Below are 23834 nucleotides of genomic sequence, written 5' to 3'. Positions count from 1 at the left end.
TGCATTTTAAATTATATACTTTTATTTTCGGCGTTCGCTCACATGAGGTTCGGCTTATTGGAGAATACTCCTAATAAGGAAAAACGCGGAGAGGGTGAAGTCCTGCGATGTCGACTTCGACTTCGAGCACTTATCGGAAGGTATTCTGGTCGGCCGGATTCGGGTGGATGTTCGACGCCATGGACGTCGGCTTGCTTTCTTTCATCCTTGTGATGCTGAAGGAAGAGTGGCGTCTGACGCCGAGCGAAGGCGGATTGCTGGGGACGATGAATATGGTCGGGATGGCGATGGGCGCGTTCCTTGGGGGATATTACGCGGATCGTATCGGCAGACGCCCCGTATTTCTTTATACGTTGGCGCTGTTCGGATTGGCGAGCGTCGGCAGCGCGGCGGCGACGGGATTTCTTTCGATGCTCGTCCTTCGATTCCTGATGGGCTTAGGACTCGGGGCGGAGCTTCCCGTCGCATCGACGCTCGTGAACGAATTCGCGCCAGAAGCGAAACGAGGCAGAGCCGTCGTGCTGCTGGAAAGCTTCTGGGCGTTCGGTTGGATCTTGGCGGCCGTCATCGCATATTTCGTCATGCCCGCATACGGATGGCGCACGGCCGTCCTCATCGGGGCGTTCCCGTTGTTATACGCCGTCGCGATACGAAGAAACATTCCGGAATCCCCGGCGTTCGTCCGAAGAGACGATGATCGCGTTACCGTTCGAGACATCTTTACGGTGTACCGAAAGCCGACGATCGCGCTATGGAGCGTATGGCTCGCGATCTCCTTTTCGTATTACGGCATGTTTCTCTGGCTTCCCTCCGTTCTGGTGGACAAAGGGTATACGTTAATCAAAAGCTTCGAATACGTGCTCCTCATGACGCTGGCGCAGCTGCCGGGTTATTTCTCCGCGGCCTACCTGGTCGAGAGGTGGGGACGCAAGCCTACGCTGGCCGCGTTCATGGCCATGACGGCCGTCGCCGCCGTCGGCTTCGGCGCTAGCGAATCCGACGGCTACCTCTTGTTGTATGGTGCTTTGCTTTCTTTCTTTAATTTAGGGGCATGGGGTGCGCTGTACGCATATACTCCGGAAAATTACCCTGCCCGCGTTAGAGCTTCGGGCGCAGGCTTCGCATCCGCCTTCGGCCGGGTCGGCAGCATCGTCGCGCCTTTCCTGGTAGGGGCGTTCATCGACAATCAAGTCGGTTACCTCGTCATCTTCGGCATGTTCACCGTCGTATTGCTTATCGGCGCTTTCCTGCTAATGTTCTTGGGTACGGAAACAAGGCCCCTCCGTTAACGCCGAGGGGCCTCCGATTCGATTCGCGTTCCGTCGTCCGGCCGATTGACCATATATCCCGCGACTTGCGTCAGCCGCTCGTAAAACCACTCCCGCGCCGGCCCCTCGAGGCCGATGTCGTCCATCGCCTCCTTCATGCATCGAAGCCACGCCGCCGCTCGGCGCGGCGTCACCTCGAAGGCGAGATGCCGCTGCCTCATCATAGGAGGACCGTACCGGTCCGAATACAACGTCGGACCGCCGAGAAATTGGGTCAGGAACAGCTCTTGTTTCCTCATGATCTCATCGACCCCGTCGGGAAACAGAGGGGACAAGTCCGGATCGGCATACACCTTCGGATAGAAAGCCGTCACGAGCTTCCTGACCGTCTCCGCGCCGCCGATCGCCGCATACGGGTTGTTCTCAAACATTGCGCGCGTACTGCTCGTTCGGCAGCTTCGAGAGGACGACCAGCAAACTGACGTTCTCGTCAGAATCGTTCGAGAAGGAGAAGCGTTCTTCCCCGCCGCAATGAACGGCGTCGCCGGCCGTAACCGTCGTATTTCGCTCGTCGATCGTCAACGTTCCGCTCCCCTCGAGAACCGTAAGGAACAGCTCCGACCCCGGATGCGCGTGAACGGGAAGCGCTTGGCCCGGCATGAAATTCAATACGAACATGACGCTTCCGCCCTTCTGAAACAATACTCGTTTCGTGAATCGATCCCGGCTGTATTCCATTGCGCCGGCTAACGTTACCTTTTCCATGCGCTCATCTCCTGTTTTCGAAATGATGTGTTACCTCTATTCTATGTCAGGAGAGATTGCGGCAGTGTGACGTGGAACACAGTTGCGCCTCATAACGAAAAGGAAGGAATGTCCGCGCACCCGGCAGACATTCCTTCGTTTCAATCTTCCTTCTTCTCGTTCGGTTCTTCGGAGCAGTCGAAGCATAACAGCGTCTTATCTTCCATGACGACGCCGTTCAGAAAACCTTCATTGCAATAAATCGGCGCCTCGCACGATCGGCAGTTTCCGACGAACTCTCGCACCGCCATCTCCTCCCCGCTCGCGCTTCCTAATCTATCAACTTCATCGCGTGCTCCAAAATCGCTCGATCCCGCGTCAGCATGAACCGTTTGGAATAATCGTCGTTGCGCAGTACCGCGTTCTCCATCGCTTCCAACGCTTCGGACGGCGCCAGCCACGCGATTGTCATGCCAAGCTTACGCTCGTTGGCGCTAAGCATCGTCTTCCCCGTATTTCGAAGCGCTCTGGCCAAATAACAATAAGAATATTGCATGAATCGATTGCGATTCTTATGCTCCTCCGCCCAGCCGAGCTCATGTACGATCTGCGCTTCAAAGCCCGTCTCTTCCAATATTTCGCGAACGAAGGCGTCCCGAGGATTTTCCCCCTTGTCTACGCCGCCGCCCGGCAGCTTGTACAAGTCCGAGGCGGACATATACATCATGCCTACGTACGAACGTCCATCCAGTAACACGCCTCTGGCGCCGTACCGGGAAACCGAATCCAAGTACGCCGGAGCGCCGCCGAAGAAGTCGCTGTCGGTAATTCTGACAAGACGCCGCATGTCACTCCTCCTTTTCGCCGATAAGACATGGAACCATTTTACTATATCTTAAGTTGAAATCATATGATCTAGCACCCAACCTAACCCCGAGTCGATCTGTCTTTCGAAAACCGCAGCGTACTGACCATTTCTTCATGGTCAGTTATCCGTTACATTCGAATTATCCCTTACATCGAAAGGTTGCGTGACGTAGTTGAACCTCCAAAAATTGAATTTACAACATTGTATCGGCAAAGGCATGTCCCCTCAGGAATTCATAGACGGGATGCAGATCCGCGCGATGGAGCTTAGCGGGATCCCGAATACGAAACGGCGATTTCTTACCGAATACGAACGATTCGCTTGGAATACCGAAGAGGACCGAAAGCACTTCTCGGGCATTCGGGAGCGTTCCGACGTTCGCCATTGCCTGATCCTCTGCACGGATTGGTGCCCGGACGTCATCTGGAACGTGCCCCTGTTGCTTCGGGTTGCGGAAACCTGCGGCATTCCCGGCGAAATTCTCCCGATGGAGGAGCATCTTGACGTCATGGATTCGTTCCTGACCGACGGCGGTCGCGCGCAGCCGATCGCGGTGTATCTCAACGCGGACGGCGATGCGCTAGGGCGTTGGGGCGCGCGTCCCGCTTACATCCAAGCGGCGATGGATCGCTTCAAGAAGGAAAATCCGGACAAATCCCGCCCCGAGTACAAGTCGAATCTGGATCGGACGTATCGACGTATCGGCGAGCTTTACCGCGAAGACGACGGGGCGCGCTATCGCGATGCGATCATTCAGGAATTGAAAACGTTATTTGCCGCTTTCCCGAAAGAAGCGCGCTTCTGATGCGAGGCTCGTTATCGCTCGCGTTGCTGCTGCTCGCCGAAATCTGGGGCGGATCGTATTTCTTCATCAAGGTGCTCGTCGAACACTTCGGTCCATGGACCGTCGTGTTTCTTCGATCCGTCCTGGGACTCGCCGCCGTCGCCTCGTTCATGATCGTTGCGCGCAAGCCGTTCGGTTGGAAGCGGCTCCCTTGGGGGCGAGTCGCGATCATGGCTTTCATTAATACTTGCATCCCTTGGGCCTTGATCGGCTTCAGCGAAACGCGAATCGCGAGCGGCATGGCTTCCGCGCTGAATGCCACGACCCCGCTCTGGTCGTTGGTCGTCGGCATCGTCTTCTTCGGCGCCGCTGCCCGCCGCTCGCAATGGCTCGGCATGGTCGCGGCGGTCGTCGGATTAGCCGTGCTGCTCGAAATGAACCCGGCAACGATTCTGTCCGTGGACTTTCTTGGGTTCGCCGGCATGATGCTCGCTTCGCTATGCTACGGCGCAGGGTCGCAGCTGTCCGGACGTCTGTTGAGCACGCTCACCGTCTACCAAACCACCTTCGGAACGTTGTTATTCTCGTCGATCGGCAGCGGACTTGCCGCGTTCCTCTTCGAGCCGATTCCGTTCGCGAAGCTCGCCGACCCGCTCCATGCGTTCGCGGTTCTCGGGCTCGGCGTCTTCGGCTCGGGGTTCGCTTATATTGTGTTCTACCGGCTCGTGCAAGCAGGCGGTCCGGAGTTCGCGACGCTCGTTACGTATTTGCTGCCCGTATTTTCGCTCGCTTGGGGAGGGCTGCTGTTGAACGAGACGATCCGCTGGAGCATGGCGGCCGGCCTCGCGCTTATCCTATCGGGCGTGTTTCTGGCGAGCAAGTCGTCAATCTCGAAACCACGCCCGACGAAGAGCGCGAATGCCGATGTCCATGTCCACCCCCTCGATTCCAGCGAAGCCTAAGAAACATTGGGGATCGTCGGGAGGAACGGTCGGCGGGGCCAACCACATTTTCCGAAAATCGTATACCTTCACGCCCGCCGCCGCCGCCAGTCGGATCAATTCCTCCGTCGATCGTCCCGTCTTGACGGTCAATCGGATGTGGAGTCCGGCGTCTTGTCCCGTAATCTCGACCCGATCGCCCAATTCCGCTCGGATTAAATCGATGATCCGACGATGCTTCCGCCGATACGCATTGCGAGCTTTGCGAATGTGCCGATACCAATGGCCTTGTTCGATAAACGATCGCATCGCCCACTGTTCGACGCGCGAAGGGGCATAGACGATCTCTTGCGGCAGGTCGGATAGTCGCGTCAGCAAATCCGGAGGCAATACCATGTAATTCATGCGCAAAGCCGGCGTCAACGCCTTCGAGAACGTGCCGATGTACACGACTCTTCCGTGAGCGTCCAAGCTTTGCAAGGAAGGGATCGGCTTACCATGGTACCGGAATTCGCCGTCGTAATCGTCCTCGATGATATAAGCGTCGTTCAAAACCGCCCATTCGAGGAGACGCTGCCGCTCGGGATACGGCATGACGACGCCGGTCGGGAATTGGTGAGACGGCGTGACATACACCGCCCGAGCCGAAATTCGCTCGAGCGCGTCGATAGAGAGCCCTCTTTCGCCGACCGGAATCGGGACGATCTCGTAGCCGTTCAGCTCGAATCGATCCCGCACCAGATTATACCCCGGCTCCTCGATCGCGACGCGCCGCGGACCGGGCAGCAGCTTCGTCAAAACCCCGATGCTATACGCCATGCCGACTCCGACCGCGATCCGTTCCGGAGAGGCGTTCACTCCCCGCGAATGGCGCAAGTAATCGGCCAACGCCAGCCGAAGCTCGAATTCTCCTTGCGGATGGCCGTACTTCCCGATGTCCCCCGCTCTCATCTCCATGGCTTCTTTCATCGTCTTCATCCATGTACGCCAAGGGAACAGGTCCGAATCCAACGCGGTCGGATCGAAATCCGCGACGAAGGCGGGACGCGCGGCCGGCGTCGGCTGCTCCGAGCAGGCCGCGTTCCGGCTCGGAGCAGCCGCCTCCGCCCGCTCCGCATCCCGGATTCCATGCGTTGCCGCGAATAGTCCGGAACGAGGCTTGCTGACGACGTACCCCTCCGCCGTCAGCATCTGATAGGCCGTCTCGATCGGAGTCTTGCTAATATTCAGTTGAACTTGCAAGGCGCGAACGGAAGGCAGCTTCGTTCCGTCGGGAAGGCGGCCGCTGACGATCAGCTCCCGGATTTGACGATAAATTTGCCGATAGATCGGCATCTCGGATTCGGTTGGCAAAAGGATTTCAAACATAAGTCGAAGCGTACCCGCTGTCTTTTGAAATTTTCGAATGATGCAGTAAGCCTACATGTCAGATTCATTGTACTCGCGTTCTACCCGATCAGCAATAAGACGACAAGTATCATCAATAACACATCGATGATCCCCAGGCTCGCGAACGCGACCCAGATCGATAAACTCGGAGCCCGAAAGCTGCAATCGTTAATCGTCCTCCGATTAATGAAATATTCTCTCGTCGCACATCCGATAATCAATCCGCCAAGCACCACGGACCCGACTCCCGTGACGACCGCGAAGAGATGCCCAAGGGATTCGTATTCGTCGGACCGAAACACGACTCCGGCCGCCAGGAAACCAACACCCGCCAAAGCGACCGCGGTTCGGACCCATGCCAGGAACGTCCGTTCATTCGCGAGGTGCTGCTGGATATATTGCGAATCGATGCTCTTCCGTTGGGTAGCCAAAACAAATATCTCCTCCAAGCGTAACGGTTCCCGTCGTCGCAAACTCGACGCGAACTTAGTATGACCGCTTGGAGGAGAACTATGGGATCGTCGATCGGTTAAAGATCTCCTTGCAGCAGATCGCCGAAGCTTGCCAAGTGACGAAAGCGACCGTATATTATTATTTCGAAAATAAGGCCGCGCTCTATACCGATGCGCTGACCCAATCGCTCCGCTTCGCGAACGCGAAGGTGCAGCAGCTGCTTCGGCAAGGCATGCCCGTCGTCGATAAATTGCGCGAGATCGCCGTCGCTCACCTGTCCAACGTGCCGGCCGATCCGGAAACGTTCATCTCCAAGGCGGAACACCATCTGAATCCGAAGCAGATCGAGAAAATCCGCGACGCGGAGAACGCCATCCACATGACGATGAACGACTTCTTCGCGACGCTTCAGGCGGACGGACAGCTTTCGGAGGCGGATACGTACTTACTGGCGCACTTCTATACCGGCGCGTTAATGATGGGACATCGGTCCTCCGTTCGAAACCTGTTTCCCGCCGTCGAGGCTTTGGCCGACCGGATCGTCGATTTATTTTGGCGCGGCGCCGGCGCTCCTTGACGCCAGGCGCCGATCGGACGCGAAGGCGCGCGCGGTTCAATACTCGTGCGGATCGGAGCTCTTCGCCTTATACATTCCGCTATTGGTCAGGTTTACCGTCGCGCGAACGTCCCCAAGTTCCACCTTCGAGGGAGGATGCTTGCCTCGACTCGTCGCCTCGCTCCACGTCCGGAATCGTTCCCGGTACAATTCGTGCTCCGCTTGATAGACGTCTACACCGCGGCTTGCCGCGTACTCGAACGTTTTTCGGATATCGTCGCGGAGCCGTTCCTCGGCATTCTTGATCAGTGCATCTCGATCGAACGTCCCGATCATCTCGACGATTCTGCCGCGGATGCGAAGATCGACATCCAAGTACAGCGTCTCGCCCGACATCCTCGCTTTCGTCCGCACCTTCGGCTTCGTCATCGACAACTGAACTTCCGACTCCCTTTCCAGCGGAACCGACAGCATAAATATTTTGGTCTGTTCATCCAGCCAAATCAATCCCGTCAACTCCGCCAGCTCCAACCAAATCGCGTCGGCGTCTCCCTTAATGGCGAACAACCCGTCGACGAACAGCTTCGGGTCCTTCTTATTGTTCTTCTCCCATACTTCGTCGTCGATGCCGAGGGAGGGAAGCAGGACGGTCTTCCCCGGCTCGCGAAGATCGGAGACGAATCGGTGCAGCCGTATCGGTTGAGTGTCTGAATATTGGTTATAGGTGCTCATCGGCTCGTTTAATATGGAGGAGAGCGGGGACAAGTTAAAAAACGGTTTCGTCGTAAATAGTTTCTCGATAGGCTCTTTCGTGCCGTAAGCCCATTGCGTATACCGCATCTCGCGGAACCGACTGATATTGTCGATGACTTCCGCCGTAATTCCTTGCTGCAATGCCGATTCGGTGAAGACGAAGGAAGACACGTGGCCCCAAAATACATGTTGCTGCGAGGTTTCGTACAACGACTGTATCGCTTGAGAAACCGTGGCTCCTTCACCCTTCCCGACCCAGATCGGCGCATTCGTCCTCGGGGTCCCCTGCTGCTTGGCGACATTCGAGAAGTCGGTCAATTGAGCGTAAACGACGTATCTCTCGTCTTTGTAATCGATTCCCACGGATACGACATAATTGATGTCTTGGATGTTCTTCGTATCCCAACACCCTGTCAGCAGCGCAGCGAAACAGCTGATCATGACGACAACGCGTTTCACCTCTTCCCCCCCCTCTTCGGATCGGTAGGATGTAAGAAGGTCGGCCGACGCGCTCGGTTTTTCCACGGCTTCGCCAGCAAGCTTTGCCAGAGATCCTTCCTGTGGAACGGCGCGATCGGAGCCAAGTACGGGACGCCGAACGATTTCAGAGATGCCAGATAGAGTAGCAGCCCGAGGCTTCCGGCGATCAGTCCGAACATCCCGAACGTCGAAGCCATAAGCAATAAGCCGATTCGCAGCACGGACACCGAACCGACCAACGTCTGGTTGATCAACGTAAAGGTGGCCACGGTCGACACTGCCGTTACTACTAGGGTCGTCGGAGAGGTAATGCCCGCTTGAATCGCGGCGTCTCCGATGATCAATCCGCCGACCACGGCCACGGTTTGGCCGACGGCTTTCGGCAGCCTTACGCCTGCCTCGCGGAACACCTCGAACATGGCGAGCATGAGAAACAAGTCTAACGGACCGCTGATCGGCAGCCCGATCCGCGCGGTCGTGATCGTAGCTAGTAAGGGGAACGGAATTTGATCCAGGTTAAACGCCGACACGCTAACCCAGAAACCCGGCAAAAACAACGCGAGCAACAGCCCGACGATCCGAAGCACCCGCTCCATCGACACGAAATAAAAAGGCAGGTGCGCGTCCTCCGGCGAGATCAAGAGCGATGTTAAATTGCACGGACCGATCAGCGCCATCGGCGTGCCGTCGGCGATGACCGCGAATCGGCCCGCCAGCAGGCTCGCCGCCGCGTAATCGGGCCGACCGATGTAATCGAGCAACGGGAAAAGCGAATACGGAGCGCCCGTCAACCCCTCCTCCAGCTGCGCGATGCCGACGACGCCGTCCGTATCGAACGTCTTGAGCCGCTCGCGAACGTTCCGCAACGCGTTCGGTTCCGCGATATCGTGTATGTATAACAAGAACACCGAGGTATTGCTTCTGCTCCCCAACGTGAATTTCTCGACGCGCATCGATGCGCTCTTCAACCGCTTCCGCACCAATGCGACGTTGATCACGGCGTCTTCCGTGAAGGCGTCCCGTGGTCCTTTGATCGAAATTTCCGTACTGGATTCTTCAGGCTTCCGCTGCGGCGTATTCGCGATCGATACGCTGTATTGCAATTCGGCGTTCGGGAACGACAAGAGCAGTTCTCCCGAGTACACTTTCAGAGCGACCGCCTCCCGCGTCGCGCCGCCGTCGAGCCGCTGCGCCTCCATCCGGCTTTCGATCAGCGAAGCGAGCGTCCGATCTTCGCCGATGTCGCGGAAGACGGAATCCAACCGCGGGAAGACGATCTCGTTCAGCAGCTTCCGGTCGACCATGCCTTCGCAGTAGGCCATGACGACCGTCTGGCTCTCCTGTCCTTCGCCCATGCAATTCGCGGAAATCCGGACGTCTCCCGAACCGGCGAACCATTCCCTTACCGTCTCTTCATTCATCGGTTGTCGACTCCCCCCGCCTCGTTCCGCTTGCCGAACCAGACCGATGCCAAGACGATCGCGAACAAGATAGCGGAGAATCCGATCGATATCGGGAAATATTCTTTAAGGAGGAACCGGAACAGTTCGATATCCCCGATCGGCAGCAACGTCGCCGTCGCCAACGCCGCAGCCGAGGTCAGCACGATCATCGCGCGCCGCTTTCTCCCATCCTCTCGAAAACAAACGTCCGCGATCAGAAAAATAAATAGCGACAAGCGAATGAACGCACCGGACAACCATTGGAAAATGGATAAAAAGTCAAGGTGCGTTATGAACTTCCCTAAGGAAACCATGCGCCATTGCTCGAAGGGGGGATACCGAAGCTCCGCCGACTCGAACGGACCGTAGATGGCGATCGCGCCCATAAGCGGGCCGGTCGCGAGAAAGACCAAGACGGCGCAGAGGACGATCATCCCCCGATACCCGACCGCCGTCGATACATGGCGTTGGAGGAAGAGCATCAAACTCAACTCCATCGTGCCTGCGAACGTGTAGAGGGCCGCTTTCCCGGCTGGTACGTAGCCATGCGTAAACAAAGGGAAAAGGAGCGAATAATCCTTGAATTGAAAGTTTACGGCGGCCACGAAATCCCCTAGTACGATGACGATCGGCAGCAGGAGGCCGGAACAAATCGCGATCGCCCGGATTCCCGCATTCGCGGCGAACGCGCAGATCGTCACGAAGACGAATGCGATCGCGGACAGCGGCGTCATCGGCAAATACGAGACGCGGGTCCACGTGGCGACGTCTTTGAGCGTTACGACCAACAGCAAGAACGCATACCCGGCCGCCGCGGCGCCGGCGATCGAAGCGACGAATGGCCCGAAGCGGCTCCGCAATCGTTCTAACGCCCCTGCATCCCCCGTCTTACGGGCGGCGTAAGTCAGGATTATGGCGAACAGAACCGAAGGAACGACGGCTGCGATCGAACCGACCCATGCGTCCCGCTTGGCGACGGATAATAGAACGGGCGCCAACAATACATGGTTGGTGACGCCGATCGAAAGCATCATGATGAAATACAATTGTAGCGCGGTGATTTTCGCTTGCGTATTCATGCCCAGCGGATTCCTCCCGAGCGAATGGATTTCAAAAAAACGTCCCGATTTCGGGACGTTTATCGCACTTACAGCGTAGGCGCCTTCAAAGCCAACTCGATATTGCTCAAATCGACCTCGAGCTGCTCGGTGACGTTCCAGGGATGGTAGATCCCCTTCTCCGTCGCATACGTCGCGACGCGTTCGTGAAGGTCGATCAACTCCTCCAGCTGCCGTGACAAGGTCGCCTTGATTTCCGGGGTGACCGTGTCGGTGATCGCCATCGCGTAATTGCGCACCCCGCTCTTTACCGTGTTCAAGAAATCCATCGCGACCACCTGATCGGTCAACGAACCGAGGCCGGTGAGCTTCTCCAATATAAAATTCATCGGTCGGACCCTCCCTACCGTTTCGCTTTCTTCAAAATGTCGCGGAGCTCCTCCAGATGGCGCGTCGACAGCTCGACGTCCGCTTGCATAAGTTGTTTCAACGCGTCGTCGGACACGAGCGCCTTCATCGTCTTCGACTTCGTCAAGCCGACCGTCCGGGACGCGGCCAGCTCGTGCACCTCCAGCGTTTCGTGTAATGCGTAACCTTGCTGCATCCTTTTTCGAACCTCCTGTATCCTCGGCGAATATGATTACGGCTTTAAAATAACCTTAATGCAGTCGTCCGTCTTCGTATCGAACGCCTCGTACCCGCGTTTCGCGTCTTGAAGCGGAAGTTTATGCGTAACGATGTCGCCCGGGTCCACCTTCCCCGAAGCGATCAGCTCGTACATATACGGCATGTAATGGATGACGGGCGCTTGACCGGAACGAATGTTGACGTTGCGCTGAAACAAATCGCCAAGCGGGAACCCGTTGTACCTTCCGCCGTACACGCCCGTAATCTGAATGGTGCCGCCCTTGCGCACCGCTTGCGATGCGATGACGAGCGGGCCAAGCGCGCCGCCTTGCAGCCTCATGCCCGTCGCGAGAAACTCGAGGTCGGTCATCTTGCCGTCCATGCCGACCGCGTCGATGACGACGTCCGCTCCGCCGCTCGTCAGCTCCTTTAAATATTCGCCGATATGCTCCTTCGATTCGAAATCGACGATCTCTACCCGATTCGTGCGTTTCGCATGCTCCAGCCGATAGCCGACATAGTCGACCGCGATGACGCGCTTCGCTCCCTTGAGCCAGCAAAACTTCTGCGCCAACAGCCCCACCGGTCCGCAGCCGAGTACGATAACCGTGTCGCCGTCCTTCACGCCGGCGTTGTCCACGGTCCAATAGGCGGTCGTCATCGCGTCCGCGATCAAAACCAGCTTCTCGTCTTCCGCTTCGCTGTCGTCGGGGATCTTGAAGTGGGTGAAGTTGGCGAACGGCACGCGCAAATATTCCGCCTGCCCTCCGGCATAACCGCCCGTCGTATGCGAGTATCCGAAGAAACCGCCCATCTCTCCGTATTCGTTCGAGTTATCGCATTGGCTCTCCAACTGATTTTTACAATAGAAGCATTCACCGCAGGAGACGTTGAACGGGATGACGACTCGGTCGCCCTTCTTCAGCTTCGTCACGCCGGGACCGACTTCCTCGACGACGCCCATCGGCTCGTGCCCGATAACGTAATCCTCCGGCAGGTTCGGAATCATCGCATGGAGCAGATGCAAGTCCGAGCCGCAGATCGCGCTGCTCGTCACTCGAATAATCATGTCGTCTGGCTTTACGATGTTCGGATCGGGGACTTCTTTCACCGCGATATTTTTGACGCCCTGATACGTAACGGCTTTCATGCTTGATCTCCTCTCAGACCTTCGTCCGGCAGGCGGTCGAACATCCCTTTTCTCGTCGCGTCGTCCCGGAACAGCTTCATGCCGCCGATCATCGACGTATTTTTCGCCGACAGCTGATCCAGCTTGTATTGCTCGCCGAGCTCGTACGGATGGAACCATCTTTTGCGAACCATCAATTCCGTAATTTCTTGATGCAGCGCGAGCGCTTCGCGAAGCTGATTCCGCAGCAGCGCGCGCGCTTCCGGGGAAGCGGCTTCCGTCAAAGCGGCGGCGCTATTGCGGACGCCGTCCTTCGCTCGGACGAGGAAATCCATGGCGAACGTCATATCCGCCAGCTCCGGCATGCCGAGGGCGTTGATCGGATCAAGATAATCTTGATTCATGGAGTGAAGTCACCTTTCACCTTCCGTCTAGGATCGGAGTCGGCCGGATATCCGGTACGGGAGTCCGGAACGGCGCCTTCTCGTATAGCGCCTGCAGGTCGGCGAGCGCCTTCAGGCTTTGTTCGACGTCCTTTTGCATCAAAGCTCGCAGCTCTTGGTCGAAGACAAGCCCTTGCATTAATTTCGACTTCGCCAAACAAAGCGTCTTGAGATTCAGCGTCTCATGGAGATCGAGCGACTCGTGCGCCGCCAACGTGGCATGATTCATCTAACGTTCACCTCGGTTGGGAATCTTCGGTATGATCGGTATTTTTACCTAACGGCGCGCGGCTATTCTCCTTCGGTGAAGAAAAAAGGCTCGCCTCCTCGAACTACCGAGGAGCGAGCCGTTTGCGATTATTTTGCGATTTTCGCCGCCCGACGAGGCACATCCGGCAGCTCGTTGACCGAGACGACCGCGTCCGTGCGCTTGGCCGGCCGCTTCCAATACCGTTCGTTGCCGGGCAGATCGTCGAACCAAGCCGCGTCGCTCGGGCAATCGAGCGTTAGAAACTTTCCGTAGGCGCCGTCGCGCGATTGATGGTATTTCAGGTACGCCTTCCCGCCTTCGATCGCGAGAATTTCGATCTTCCCGGACGTATGGCTCATCGAAAGACGAACCCGCTTGCCGAGCCCCGACGTGCGCGCCTTCGCCTCTTCGACGATCCGGTACACCCGCTCGAGCGGCAGGACGAAGTCCGAATTGCCGGCGACGGGGCGATTGACGAAGAAATAATACGGCGTCACGCCCGCCCAACTCAACTTGTCGAGCAGCTCCCCGAGCACCGCCGGATCGTCGTTGATCCCCCGCAGCACGGGCGTTTGGTTGACGACGATCGCGCCCGCTTGATGCAGCGCTTCGAACCCGAGCTTCGCCTCGGGCGTAATCTCGCGAGGGTGATTGATATGCGCCATGACGTAGATGCGGCGTTCGGGCGTGGAGTGGGCGCGTATCGTCTCGAGCAGCTCCGGATCCTCGTAGATGCGCATCGGATTGAAGACGGGCAGCTTCGAGCCGAGGCGAATGATCTTGACGTGCGGAATGGCGCGAAGCCGCTCCAAGATCGATTTCAGCTTCGGTGTCGCAAGAATGAGACTGTCGCCGCCGGTCAGCAGTACGTTGTTGATTTCGGGATGAGCCGCGATATACGCGAGTCCCGGCTCGACGTCGGACATCGCTTCCTTCACGTCCGCACGAAACAGCCGTTTGCGGAAGCAGTACCGGCAATACGCGCCGCACACCTCGGATACGATCAAGAGCGCCGTGGACCGGTACTTATGCTGGCAGCCGGGTACCACGTAATTCGTATCCTCGTCGGAAGCGTCCCAACGCCCGTATTCGAGCAGCTCTCCCTCGTTCGGAATGACGAGCTTTCGAATCGGGTCCTCGGGATCGTTCCAGTCGATCAGCTTTAAGTAATAGTCGTTCACGCGAAACACGAACTTCTCCGTGATCCGCTTCAATCGACTTCTTTCTTCTTCCGGGATCGCTTCGAGCTTGTCGATGTCGGTGATGTATTTCGGCTGAGCCATGCGCATTCCTCCTCGATTCGAAGTAGCGGCCGCCGGCGGATACGCAAAAAAAACTCCGCCGACGACATGATAAAGACATGTCTCGCCAGCGGAGGTACGAACGGGGTCGTATGGACGCACGAATGCCCGAACGGAATCGGGTCTCGGCATGTATAAGCTAAGTAGGCAATAGAAATCGACCCATCTCCTGCTGACGAGGTTAGCTGCCGGGCTCGGGATTAGATGGTTCCCTACGGTCCAAACTTCGGAACGATTCGCCCCACGTACATTGGTTCCCCCGCTTCCCGTCGAACGGATGTCGACTGGGAATTAAGCGTAATTTTACTGTATCGAACGAAGATGACGCTGTCAACCCATTTTCCGAAAACGATTACGCCCCCGGGGGCGCCCAAGCCGCTCGATCGAAAGCTTCGGCCGCCTCGAAGTCGAGCGCGGTCAGTCCGCCGGCATGCCAAGACGTCAACCGGAGCGTAATCAGCTTGTATTCGATCGCGATGAACGGATGATGATCGAGCCTTTCCGCTTCCGCGGCGACCCGGGCGACGAAGGCGATCCCGTCAAGATACGACGAGAAGCGGTATTTCTTGACGATCCACTTCTCATCCTCCCGACGCCACCCGGCCAGAGGCGCCAGCCGCGATTCGATCTCCTCCGGCGTCAGCTTCATGCGCGGCTCGTCTCTTTCCCGATCTCGTAGTCCACGACGACGACTTGATCGACGAGGCCGTCCAACGAGGCGACGAACGCTTGATGCGCCGGATGCGGTCCGTAAGCCATCAAGGCGGCATGATCCTCGAACGTGATGCGCAGCCCGATCGTAAACCCATGGATGTTCTCGGTTTCGTGCGTAACGTTCCGTCCCGCGCTCATCGAGACGATGCCGGGAATGCGTCCCTGGAACGACCGCAGCTGCGTCAGCAGGCTCTCCTCCTGCGCCGCGGGCAGCTCGGTCCGAAATTTGAATACGACGATATGCTCGTACATGTGCCGTCATCCTTTCCTCTTCTTCGTTCCTCCTAGTTTACCATATCCGTCGGCGCGTCAACGACGTTTGCTGCCGTTCGGACGACCGGAGGCATAACGAAATGCGCCGAATTTATGCGCATTCTGCTCGAATCCCAACATTTGGCCCCTCCCCGAGCCGGACAAGCGTGGGGTATTCTGGTTATGGAGGTGATCAGGATGCGAAAAACCATGATATTCCTCGCATCGGTAGTAGGATCCGCAATATTGGCAACATCCGCTTCGGCGGCAACGAGTTACGAGACGGAAGTTCAGTACGGCGTGAACATGAGGACCCAGCCTAGTTTGTCTGGCAAGGTGATTCGCATGCTGAATCGCGGCGAAGACATCCATGTTCTCGGGGAAGCGTCCGGCAATTGGTTAAAGATCCAAACGAAGAGCGGCACGACCGGATACATATCGGACAACGAAAAATATACGGACTATGACCGTTACAGCACGGAAGTGTCGTCCGGGGTCAACATGCGAACCCAACCGAGCACGTCGAGCAAAATCATCCGCATGCTGAATCGCGGCGAAGACATCCGCGTTCTTGCCGAATCGGGAGACTATTGGCTGAAGGTGCAGACGAAGGGCGGCACGGTCGGATACATATCCTCTAACGAAAAGTATACGGATTACGAAGGCGGCGCCGGCACGGGCAGTTCTACGTCGTCCGCGAGCCAGAGCGCGATCGTGAAGACCGCGAAGTCCTACAAAGGCGACTTCGATTACAAATGGGGTGCGGAGCCCTGGAATACGAACAACAAATACGCCGATTGTTCTTCTTACATGCAGCTGATCTTCCGCAAGCACGACATCGAGCTGCCGCGGACGAGCCGCCAGCAAGCGAAGGAAGGTACATACGTCAAGAAATCGAATTTGAAGCCGGGCGATCTCGTCTTCTTCGACACGAACGACAACGGCAGCATTAACCACGTCGGCCTGTACATCGGCGGCGGCGACTTCATCCATGCGTCTCCGATCTTCGACGGGGTCGGCATATCGGACATCAACTCGAACTATTGGTCCGATCATTACGTAACGGCGCGGAACGTATTGTAATCGAAAGAACGACCGCCAGGCTTCTCATAGCCTGGCGGTTTTCGCTGTTCACGAGGGTCGGTCGTCTACAAAGAAGAAGCTCCAGCGGCGCGGCGGCGCCCTGGAGCTTCTTCTTTCGGTTCATGGGGATACGTATGTGTCGTTCGCGTTATTCTGCCGCTTCCGGCAACGTCTCCGCTTCCGGCGCCGTCGTCTCCTCGGACGCCTCGGGCGCGTCGGTCGCTTCCGGCGTCTCCGTCGCTTCCGGCGCGGTCATGCCCGGCTCCATCGGCTGGTCTCCCGCCGGCGCGTCCATCGCCGGCTCGCCGCCCTCGCCGCTGCACCCGATCAATAACCCCATCGACATAACGGCGATCGCAAGCGCCGTCAACCACGTTTTCTTTTTCATTCCGAACCTCTCCCTTCGATCATTGTTTTCGGTGTTCTTTGGTACTCCTTTACTGTACCGGAAACGTATGATCGTTCGATTTTCGGTTCGGGAACTTTTTATGAAGAAATATGTTCGTTCGATGAACGGAGGATTCGCCGATCTTCGCGACGACGACTTCCGAAGGATCCCGGTACGCGGGAATTCTGACCCGGAACGTCGAGCCTTGCTCCAATCGACTGTCCACCTCGATCGTTCCTTCGTGCCGCTCTACGAGCTCCTTCACGATGGCGAGGCCGAGACCCGCCCCTTTATTTTTCCGGGAACGCCCGCGATCCGCTTTAAAGAATCGTTCCCAGATCCGGGCTTGATCCGCTTCGGAGATGCCGACGCCCGTATCGGTCACCTCGAGGACGACCTTGTCCTCCTCCGCGTACGCCTTCAGCAGGATGTAGCCGCGATCCGTAAACTTGACCGCGTTGCGAACGAGATTCGCCACGATCTGCTCCAAGCGGTCGCCGTCCGCGTACGCCTTCGGCAGCGCGTCGTCCGCCTCTACCCGCAGATCCAGCTCGCGCTCCCTCGCGTCGGGCTCGAACTTGAACGCCACCTTCCGCAGCAGCGGCGCGACGTCGAGCGGATGCCGATCGATAGCCACTTCTTCCCGTTCCAGCTTCATCAGATCGAGCAGGTCGTCGACGAGCCGCGTCATATGGTGCGTCTCTTGGTACATCACGTCGTAATATTTCTCTCGGCCTTCTTCCGGAATGAGTCCGTCTTGCAGCGCTTCCAAGAAGCCTTGCATCGCGGTCAACGGCGTGCGCAGCTCATGCGACAAATTCGCGAGGAAGTCGTCGCGCATTCGATCCGACTTGCGACGCTCCTCGTCCATGCGTTCCAACTTCGCGGCCAGCGAATTGATCGAGGACGCCAGGTCGTCGATTTCGTCCGCGCCGTCCGCCTCGAGCCTCCGGTCGTACTGTCCCATGCCGATTTCCGCCGCGGTCCTCGCGATATGCTGCAGCGGCCTCGAGATCGACCGAGACAAATACAACACGATCGCGATCGAAATTAACATGCCGAACAAGGTGACCCAGAGGATCGTCTCTCTCACCTGCACGATCGCATGCGTGACGCCGTTGACGGGCGCATGGAGCACGATGCCGCCGTATAACGCGTCTTCCTTCCCCCACGGAACGGCGACCGAGAGCATCGGTTCCGTCAATCCTTCGAAGTGGAGCTCGTCGCTCACCGCGTTCCCTTGCATGACGCGTTCCGCGATCGTTCCCGACACGGACTTCCCTACGGACACTTCGTCCTGCGTCGACGTGGCGATAATTTCGCCGCGGTCGTTGAAGATCCAGATGCGGGTATCGAACGTCTGGTCGAGGAACGTCAGCAGCGCCAACATATTTTCGTCAGCGGTTTGAAATTCTTGAATCGATAGATTGACCTTCTTCGCCTTGCGAAGCAGCTCCTGCTGCGTTACGTCGTATAAGTATCCCTTCACCATCATAGAGATGGCGATGCCGACCGCGCCGAGGCCGAGCAGCACGATCGCCAGATTGCCGAGGAGCAGACGGCGGAAGATCGTCTTATTCATGCCGAGCTTCCTCATCGCGGCGCCTCGAATTTATAGCCGACGCCCCACACGGTATGAATATACTCTCGGTCGGGCTGATTCAACTTCTTGCGTACGTTCTTGACGTGCACGTCGACGGTACGGATGTCGCCGATAAAATCGTATCCCCAGACGAGCTCTAACAGCTGTTCTCTCGTAAACACGGTGCCGGGCGACTTCGCCAGATGCGCCAACAGATCGAACTCCTTCGGCCGCAGCGACACGCGCTCTCCGCCCGACAGCACTTCCCGGCGGTCCGGATGGACGGACAGCCCTTCGAATTCGTATGCGGCCGATTTCCCCGCCTCTTCCCCGTTCGCCGCTTGCCGCGGCTGCACGCGGCGGAAGATCGCCTTCATGCGGGCGACGAGCTCCCGCGGGCTGAACGGCTTCGTCATATAATCGTCCGCGCCTAACTCGAGACCGAGCACGCGGTCGAACTCGTCCCCTTTGGCGGTGAGCATAATGATCGGCACGTCCCGCCGCTTCAAGATTTCTCGGCAAGCCTCGTAGCCGTCCATCTTCGGCATCATGACGTCGAGAATGACGAGGTCCGGCGTTTCCTTCTCGACGAGCTCGAGCGCCGCCGCGCCGTCGTATGCTTCCAGCAGCTCGATGTTTTGTTGCTCGAAATAGATGCGGATAATTTCGCATACGTTCGGATCGTCGTCGGCTACCAACACTTTCATCAACAGCGCCTCCTTCTTTCCGCGGAATGCGGGTCCTTACAACGTTCGTAAGGAGGCGATGTTTTCTGTCCGTCGGTCGAAAAAAACTACAACTAACCTATTAACATACAAAACCTTTGTAATTGAAGCTCGAAGGCAGTTAAGGACGTCCTGCTGAAGGAAGGCGTCATCGACGAACACGACAAACTCACCGGAACGAATGTTATATTCGTCGTTCCAGCCTTCTCTATTCTGTCTTTCGCCGATGACGTGTTTTGTTCTTCTGAAAAAAACGTTCGCGGTCGTTGTTGGTGCGAGGAACATGCGGTGGTCGCAGCAAGGAAAGAGGCCAGTTCAAAGCCTATTGCGTAGCTGATGAAATTGCTAACCATGGGCTGATCAGCCTCATAGGTGTACGTTTGCTTTACTCAGTTCTCGATATTGCCGCGGGTTGCCTTGGCATAGTCATTTTCTGTTGCTACGCCGTTAGTCCAGAACTGCGGTCATATGCGCTTTCGTGACCGAACAGTGGGAGGCAGTCCAGTATTTTGATTTATTTTTAATGCAAATCATTTGCGGGGATTCGCGTTTGACATTCAAATCCTCGGCGATCTTGTTTGACACCGGACGGGATTCGTTGCGAATCTGCATCTATATTTATTCTTTCGCATGATTACTGGGATAACAATCTTTTGTAAACCGAGACGATCCCGAAATGCAATCCTTCATGATACATATGATAACGGAGCGACTGTTCAGGAGTTTGCAAACCGAATCCCGTTGACGTTGTGAAGGTCGGCACGCTTTCGTTCAGGCGGTTACCCAGCGCCTCGCGAATTCTCTTCGGTTGCTCCTTCAACAAGCTCTCCAACTGCTGTAACGTCGGCAGAGGGGCCGATTTCGCTTTATCGTCCAGCGGCGACGTTCCGGGAATAAACCGTTCAATAAAACCCTCCGGCAGAATCATCGGAAGATTCGATTGCTTAAATGCCAAGATTTCCGTAGCGGTATAGATGTGCCCGAGTTGCCAACGAATATTATTGCGGAAACCAAATGGAATGCGATCTACGAGCTCCTCCGTGGCGCCCTCCATCGCTTGCAGTGTTTGAATTCTGACGTTGTCCAATTGATCGAAAAGAATTGATTTCATATAAATTCCCTCCTGTTTTAGTTATGGTTTCTAATTTAAACAAGTTCATTCTACGGAATTCCGCTCCAACTAAACACAATCCTCTTGATCAACGGTTTAATGATGAAGCGTAAACAATCCACAAAAGATATTTTAAATAAGATCTTAATGTCATTTTTCCACATCCCTTATTAGAGTCTGACTTCTGATGAAGGCCGATTAGTAGAACGATTTGCAACCATGAATATCGCTCCATAATACCGCCCATATTTGACGACAAGTTTTATCGCCGATCAAACATATCCACAATATAAATCGTATTATCCATACTGTCAAATTCCATTTTTTGAACAACTTGAAGCCGAAAAGCAGATGCGTATTTTCCTTCGGGAGAAGATGTTGTCGCTTTTCAGCGAACTTATTTGTCTGACGCTCCTCGGACAACATTCAGTGCTTCGTTTCTCTTCACGAATTGGTCACCATCCATGAAAATCATGATTCCGCCGAGACCCTTGTCAATTCATTGGTCAGTCATAAAAAAACCGCGCGGAAATCTTCTCCGCGCGGGGGATGCTGCGATTATTTATACAAGGGACCGTACGCCGCGCAGGCGCGATAATCGGCGCCCGTCGGCTCGTTCGCTCCGAACGCGGTCCAAGCGCTCGGGCGGAACAGGCGCTCGATCGGCACGTTGTGCATGCATACCGGAATGCGCAGCATCGACGCGAGCGTGATCAAGTCGGCGCCGACATGGCCGTAGCTGACCGCGCAATGGTTGGAGCCCCAGTTGTTCATGACGGCGTAGACGTCCTTGAACGCCGGATCGCTCGTCAGGTTCGGCACGAACCACGTCGTCGGCCACGTCGGGTTCGATCGCCGATCGAGCGCGTCATGTACGTCCTGCGGAAGCTCGACGGAATGCCCCTCGGCGATTTGCAGCACCGGACCGACGCCTTTGATCAGGTTCAGCCGCGCCATCGTCATCGGCATGCCGCCGCGCGTCGTGAAGTCGGTGGAATATCCGCCGCCGCGGAAGAAGTCGACCGCGGGGCACCACTTCGTCGCGGCGAGGCAGCTTTCGACGTCCCCGTCGGTAACGTCCCAGAACGGCTTCATCGTCGGGCGTCCGTCCGCGTACTTCTGCTCGCCCGTGCCGTCCAGCGCCGCGGGTCCGGAGTTGATCAGGTGAATGACGCCGCCGGCCGCCGTACCTTCGAGCGTATGGCCGGTAACGCGCTTCACCGCTTCCGGACTCCAATACGTGCGCACGTCCGCGAAGATTTGCGCACGGTCCGTCAAAAGATGGCCGAACAGCATCGTCACCGCGTTCAGGTTATCGTTCTCCGTCGACATGATGAACGGCTCGCGAATCCCGTTCCAATCGAAGGAGCTCGAGAGGATCGCCTCTAAGAAGTCGCCCGTCGGGAAGTGATCCGTCCAAGCCCGCTGTCCTTGGAAGCCTGCGGCGATCGCGTTATGCCCTTGCGCCTCTTCGCCGAAGCCCATCTCCGCCAGCTTCGGGTTGCCGATCATCAGATCGCGCGCGATGAGCGCCATCTTCACGACGGTCTCCCAATCCTGCTCTTTCTGCTCGGCGGTCCGCGTCAGCTCCGGCGGATTGACGTCTTCGCCGAGGCGGCAATGCTCCTTCGTCCAAGCGAGCGCCTTGGCGTACTCGTCGCGGTCGTAGATGCCGCGCTCCATCCGCCGGACGAACTCCGTCATGTCGACGTATTCGTTGCGCATGCCGAGGTAGTCCTGATAGAAGCTCTCGTCAACGATGCAGCCGGCGATGCCCATCGAGACGCCGCCGAGCGACAAATACGACTTGCCGCGCATCGTCGCGACGGCGAGACCCGCCTTCGCGAACCGGAGCAGCTTCTCCTGCACGTCCTCGGGAATCGTCTCGTCGCCGATATCCTGCACGTCGCGGCCGTAGATGCTGAACGACGGAATCCCCTTCTGGTTATGCGCGGCGAGCGCGGACGCGAGGTAGACCGCCCCCGGCCGCTCGGTGCCGTTGAAGCCCCAGATCGCCTTCGGCATGTGCGGGTCGGTGTCGATCGTCTCGAGCGGATAACACCAGGAAGGGGTCACCGAGATCGTGACGCCGACCCCTTCCTTGCGGAATTTCTCAGCCGTACGCGCCGCTTCCGCGACGCCGCCGATCGTCGTGTCCGCAACGACGCACTCTACCGGCAGACCGTTCGAGTGACGCAGATGCTCGGACAGAAATCTCGCGCACGCCTCAGCCATCTTCATCGTCGGCTCCTCGAGCGATTCCCGGATGCCGCCGAGGCGACCGTCGATGATCGGGCGAATGCCGATCTTCGGCATCTCCCCTTGCAAGCGGTTGCGAATGATTGGTTCGTTCGTCATAAGTCCATTCCTCCCAGGGAAAATGATTGCATGTATGTGTAATCGTTTACACATCATCGAAAAAAAATTACGACTTCGCCTCTACCGAAGGTATTCTTATTTTTGTAACCTTCTCGAGGCTCGGCTCCGATATTCGGGCCAGCACCGTTTCGCCTGCGGTGGTCCCGATCCATACGGGGTCTTGCTTGATGACCGTGAGGCGCTGCCGAAACAGCGGAGAAAACTCCAGATCGCCGAACGAGACGACTTCGACGGAAGCCGTGTCGATGCCGGCCTCCTGCAAGCCGAGGTAAAATCCGTACGTCATCTCGTTGTTGCACGAAACGACGGCGGTCGGCGGAGGCGACGCCGCCAATAAGGAGCGGACGGCACCGCGGCCGGATTCTCTCGTATAGTCGCCCTCGTACACCAATGCGGGGTCCAGCTTCGCATGTCTTTCCCGCAGCGCCGCCGCAATGCCCTCGTAGCGCTCCCTCGCCGTGACGATCCCCTCGGGACCCGCGATGACGCCGATCCGAGTATGTCCTCGGTCGAGCAGCTCGGATACCGCTCGGAACGTGACGTTCGCGTTATCCTCGCAGACGATGTCCGCGTCGACGCCGTCGATGCGCCGGTCGATCAATACGAGCGCCGTGCCGTTCGCGCGTATCGACTCGAGCTTCTCTCGATTGCGGTCGGTGCCCGCGAGCACGATCGCTTCCACCCGCTTCTCCATCAACAGGTCGAGCGCGTCGCTCTCCTTCCCGGCATCCTCCTCGGAATCCATGAACAGCAGATGGTATCCGGCGCTCATGCATCGCCTCTGGATATGTCTTGCGATCGTCATGAAGTACGGGTTCGTCATGTCGGGAATGACGATGCCGATCGTGTAGCTCTTCTCTTGTTTCAAGCTTCTCGCGATCGAGTTCGGCTGGTACTTCAGCCGGTCCACGACGCCGAGCACTTGGTCCCGCACCGACTCGCTGACGTATCCGGTGCGGTTCAGCACTCTGGATACCGTAGCGGTCGAGACTCCGGCTTCGCGAGCGACATCCTTCACCGTCAGCTTCTTCGGCATGCAACGCACCTTCGTTTCGACTCGGATGTGTTAACGTTTACATACCCCATTATATGCCATTCCACCGGAGACGTCCAG

Annotated in this window: 28 protein-coding genes, 1 pseudogene and 1 riboswitch; of the genes and pseudogenes, 5 read left to right on the top strand and 24 right to left on the bottom strand. The window is 57.1% G+C overall.

The window, feature by feature from the left end; translation table 11 throughout:
* The first annotated feature begins 107 nt into the window (after nt 1–107).
* Nucleotides 108–1289, top strand: a complete 1182-nt coding sequence (locus FE782_RS10250; protein ID WP_138194001.1) for an MFS transporter — start codon at nt 108–110, stop codon at nt 1287–1289.
* On the opposite strand, the gene FE782_RS10245 is transcribed toward FE782_RS10250, so the two are convergent.
* From FE782_RS10245 to FE782_RS10235, 4 genes are all read right to left on the bottom strand, one after another.
* Nucleotides 1286–1699 (bottom strand): globin domain-containing protein, encoded by a 414-nt coding sequence (locus FE782_RS10245; protein WP_138194000.1) that lies wholly within the window; start codon nt 1697–1699, stop codon nt 1286–1288. The two genes, FE782_RS10250 and FE782_RS10245, sit on opposite strands and share 4 nt — an antisense overlap.
* Nucleotides 1692–2033 carry a cupin domain-containing protein gene (locus FE782_RS10240; RefSeq protein WP_138193999.1) on the bottom strand — a complete coding sequence of 114 codons (342 nt, stop codon included), beginning with the start codon at nt 2031–2033 and terminating at the stop codon, nt 1692–1694. Before FE782_RS10240 ends, FE782_RS10245 begins: the two co-directional genes overlap by 8 nt.
* Before the next feature lie 140 nt (nt 2034–2173).
* Entirely contained in the window at nt 2174–2317 is a 144-nt protein-coding gene (locus FE782_RS32580; protein WP_202914507.1) for a hypothetical protein, read from the bottom strand.
* A 26-nt stretch (nt 2318–2343) separates the two neighbouring features.
* Nucleotides 2344–2859, bottom strand: coding sequence for an NUDIX domain-containing protein (locus FE782_RS10235; protein ID WP_138193998.1), 516 nt, complete (start codon nt 2857–2859; stop codon nt 2344–2346).
* A 280-nt stretch (nt 2860–3139) separates the two neighbouring features.
* On the opposite strand from FE782_RS10235, the gene FE782_RS10230 reads away from it, so the two are divergent.
* Complete coding sequence (locus tag FE782_RS10230; protein WP_238392413.1) at nt 3140–3685, top strand: thioredoxin family protein; 546 nt, start codon at nt 3140–3142, stop codon at nt 3683–3685.
* Nucleotides 3685–4626, top strand: coding sequence for a DMT family transporter (locus tag FE782_RS10225; protein WP_138193997.1), 942 nt, complete (start codon nt 3685–3687; stop codon nt 4624–4626). Before FE782_RS10230 ends, FE782_RS10225 begins: the two co-directional genes overlap by 1 nt.
* On the opposite strand, the gene pdxR is transcribed toward FE782_RS10225, so the two are convergent.
* Nucleotides 4549–5973 (bottom strand): MocR-like pyridoxine biosynthesis transcription factor PdxR, encoded by a 1425-nt coding sequence (pdxR, locus tag FE782_RS10220; protein WP_138193996.1) that lies wholly within the window; start codon nt 5971–5973, stop codon nt 4549–4551. The two genes, FE782_RS10225 and pdxR, sit on opposite strands and share 78 nt — an antisense overlap.
* A gap of 80 nt (nt 5974–6053) precedes the next feature.
* Nucleotides 6054–6425 (bottom strand): YidH family protein, encoded by a 372-nt coding sequence (locus FE782_RS10215; protein WP_138193995.1) that lies wholly within the window; start codon nt 6423–6425, stop codon nt 6054–6056.
* 68 nt (nt 6426–6493) lie between these two features.
* On the opposite strand from FE782_RS10215, the gene FE782_RS10210 reads away from it, so the two are divergent.
* Nucleotides 6494–7024 (top strand): TetR/AcrR family transcriptional regulator, encoded by a 531-nt coding sequence (locus tag FE782_RS10210; RefSeq protein ID WP_138193994.1) that lies wholly within the window; start codon nt 6494–6496, stop codon nt 7022–7024.
* Between the two features lie 36 nt (nt 7025–7060).
* Here FE782_RS10210 and FE782_RS10205 read toward each other — a convergent pair whose 3' ends face one another.
* From FE782_RS10205 to FE782_RS10155, 11 genes are all read right to left on the bottom strand, one after another.
* Nucleotides 7061–8215: a Ger(x)C family spore germination protein gene (locus FE782_RS10205; RefSeq protein ID WP_138193993.1), complete on the bottom strand. Its 1155-nt coding sequence runs from the start codon at nt 8213–8215 to the stop codon at nt 7061–7063.
* Nucleotides 8212–9657: a spore germination protein gene (locus FE782_RS10200; protein WP_138193992.1), complete on the bottom strand. Its 1446-nt coding sequence runs from the start codon at nt 9655–9657 to the stop codon at nt 8212–8214. The genes FE782_RS10205 and FE782_RS10200 overlap by 4 nt, the downstream gene beginning before the upstream one ends.
* Nucleotides 9654–10757 carry a GerAB/ArcD/ProY family transporter gene (locus FE782_RS10195; protein ID WP_138193991.1) on the bottom strand — a complete coding sequence of 368 codons (1104 nt, stop codon included), beginning with the start codon at nt 10755–10757 and terminating at the stop codon, nt 9654–9656. The genes FE782_RS10200 and FE782_RS10195 overlap by 4 nt, the downstream gene beginning before the upstream one ends.
* A 68-nt stretch (nt 10758–10825) precedes the next feature.
* Nucleotides 10826–11125: a spore coat protein gene (locus tag FE782_RS10190; protein ID WP_138193990.1), complete on the bottom strand. Its 300-nt coding sequence runs from the start codon at nt 11123–11125 to the stop codon at nt 10826–10828.
* Between the two features lie 14 nt (nt 11126–11139).
* The gene (locus FE782_RS10185; protein ID WP_138193989.1) at nt 11140–11340 is read right to left on the bottom strand and encodes a hypothetical protein; all 201 of its coding nucleotides are present in this window, start codon (nt 11338–11340) and stop codon (nt 11140–11142) included.
* 36 nt (nt 11341–11376) lie between these two features.
* On the bottom strand, nt 11377–12513 hold the full coding sequence (locus FE782_RS10180) for a zinc-dependent alcohol dehydrogenase (RefSeq protein WP_138193988.1): 1137 nt from the start codon (nt 12511–12513) through the stop codon (nt 11377–11379).
* Nucleotides 12510–12896 carry a spore coat protein gene (locus FE782_RS10175; RefSeq protein ID WP_138193987.1) on the bottom strand — a complete coding sequence of 129 codons (387 nt, stop codon included), beginning with the start codon at nt 12894–12896 and terminating at the stop codon, nt 12510–12512. Before FE782_RS10175 ends, FE782_RS10180 begins: the two co-directional genes overlap by 4 nt.
* A gap of 16 nt (nt 12897–12912) precedes the next feature.
* Nucleotides 12913–13164 (bottom strand): spore gernimation protein GerQ, encoded by a 252-nt coding sequence (locus tag FE782_RS10170; RefSeq protein ID WP_138193986.1) that lies wholly within the window; start codon nt 13162–13164, stop codon nt 12913–12915.
* A 128-nt stretch (nt 13165–13292) separates the two neighbouring features.
* Nucleotides 13293–14468: a KamA family radical SAM protein gene (locus FE782_RS10165; protein WP_138193985.1), complete on the bottom strand. Its 1176-nt coding sequence runs from the start codon at nt 14466–14468 to the stop codon at nt 13293–13295.
* A gap of 172 nt (nt 14469–14640) precedes the next feature.
* A riboswitch (cyclic di-AMP (ydaO/yuaA leader) is annotated at nt 14641–14794 on the bottom strand.
* Nucleotides 14795–14838: 44 nt separating this feature from the next.
* Nucleotides 14839–15135, bottom strand: a complete 297-nt coding sequence (locus FE782_RS10160; RefSeq protein WP_138193984.1) for a 4a-hydroxytetrahydrobiopterin dehydratase — start codon at nt 15133–15135, stop codon at nt 14839–14841.
* Entirely contained in the window at nt 15132–15452 is a 321-nt protein-coding gene (locus FE782_RS10155) for a Dabb family protein (RefSeq protein WP_138193983.1), read from the bottom strand. The genes FE782_RS10160 and FE782_RS10155 overlap by 4 nt, the downstream gene beginning before the upstream one ends.
* Before the next feature lie 114 nt (nt 15453–15566).
* Here FE782_RS10155 and FE782_RS33090 point away from each other — a divergent pair, with 114 nt between their 5' ends.
* Nucleotides 15567–16535 carry a C40 family peptidase gene (locus FE782_RS33090; RefSeq protein WP_138193982.1) on the top strand — a complete coding sequence of 323 codons (969 nt, stop codon included), beginning with the start codon at nt 15567–15569 and terminating at the stop codon, nt 16533–16535.
* A 148-nt stretch (nt 16536–16683) separates the two neighbouring features.
* Here FE782_RS33090 and FE782_RS10145 read toward each other — a convergent pair whose 3' ends face one another.
* The 7 genes and pseudogenes from FE782_RS10145 to FE782_RS10115 all read right to left on the bottom strand — a co-directional run bounded on the left by FE782_RS10145 (nt 16684) and on the right by FE782_RS10115 (nt 23756).
* Nucleotides 16684–16923 (bottom strand): hypothetical protein, encoded by a 240-nt coding sequence (locus tag FE782_RS10145; RefSeq protein WP_138193981.1) that lies wholly within the window; start codon nt 16921–16923, stop codon nt 16684–16686.
* Nucleotides 16924–16972: 49 nt separating this feature from the next.
* Nucleotides 16973–18505, bottom strand: coding sequence for a sensor histidine kinase (locus FE782_RS10140; protein ID WP_238392412.1), 1533 nt, complete (start codon nt 18503–18505; stop codon nt 16973–16975).
* Between the two features lie 11 nt (nt 18506–18516).
* Nucleotides 18517–19212: a response regulator transcription factor gene (locus tag FE782_RS10135; RefSeq protein ID WP_138193979.1), complete on the bottom strand. Its 696-nt coding sequence runs from the start codon at nt 19210–19212 to the stop codon at nt 18517–18519.
* 465 nt (nt 19213–19677) lie between these two features.
* Nucleotides 19678–19827, bottom strand: a pseudogene (locus FE782_RS10130) (monothiol bacilliredoxin BrxC family protein); the annotation flags it as partial.
* Between the two features lie 37 nt (nt 19828–19864).
* The gene (locus tag FE782_RS10125; protein WP_138193977.1) at nt 19865–20341 is read right to left on the bottom strand and encodes a DinB family protein; all 477 of its coding nucleotides are present in this window, start codon (nt 20339–20341) and stop codon (nt 19865–19867) included.
* Between the two features lie 558 nt (nt 20342–20899).
* Nucleotides 20900–22699: an L-fucose isomerase gene (locus tag FE782_RS10120; RefSeq protein WP_138193976.1), complete on the bottom strand. Its 1800-nt coding sequence runs from the start codon at nt 22697–22699 to the stop codon at nt 20900–20902.
* Nucleotides 22700–22766: 67 nt separating this feature from the next.
* Nucleotides 22767–23756, bottom strand: coding sequence for a LacI family DNA-binding transcriptional regulator (locus tag FE782_RS10115; protein WP_138193975.1), 990 nt, complete (start codon nt 23754–23756; stop codon nt 22767–22769).
* Nucleotides 23757–23834 lie beyond the last annotated feature (78 nt).

It is taken from the genome of Paenibacillus antri (genome assembly GCF_005765165.1).
GTDB lineage: Bacteria > Bacillota > Bacilli > Paenibacillales > YIM-B00363 > Paenibacillus_AE > Paenibacillus_AE antri.
Note: the sequence above shows the minus strand (reverse complement) of the source record. Positions and strands in the feature narration are given on the sequence as shown.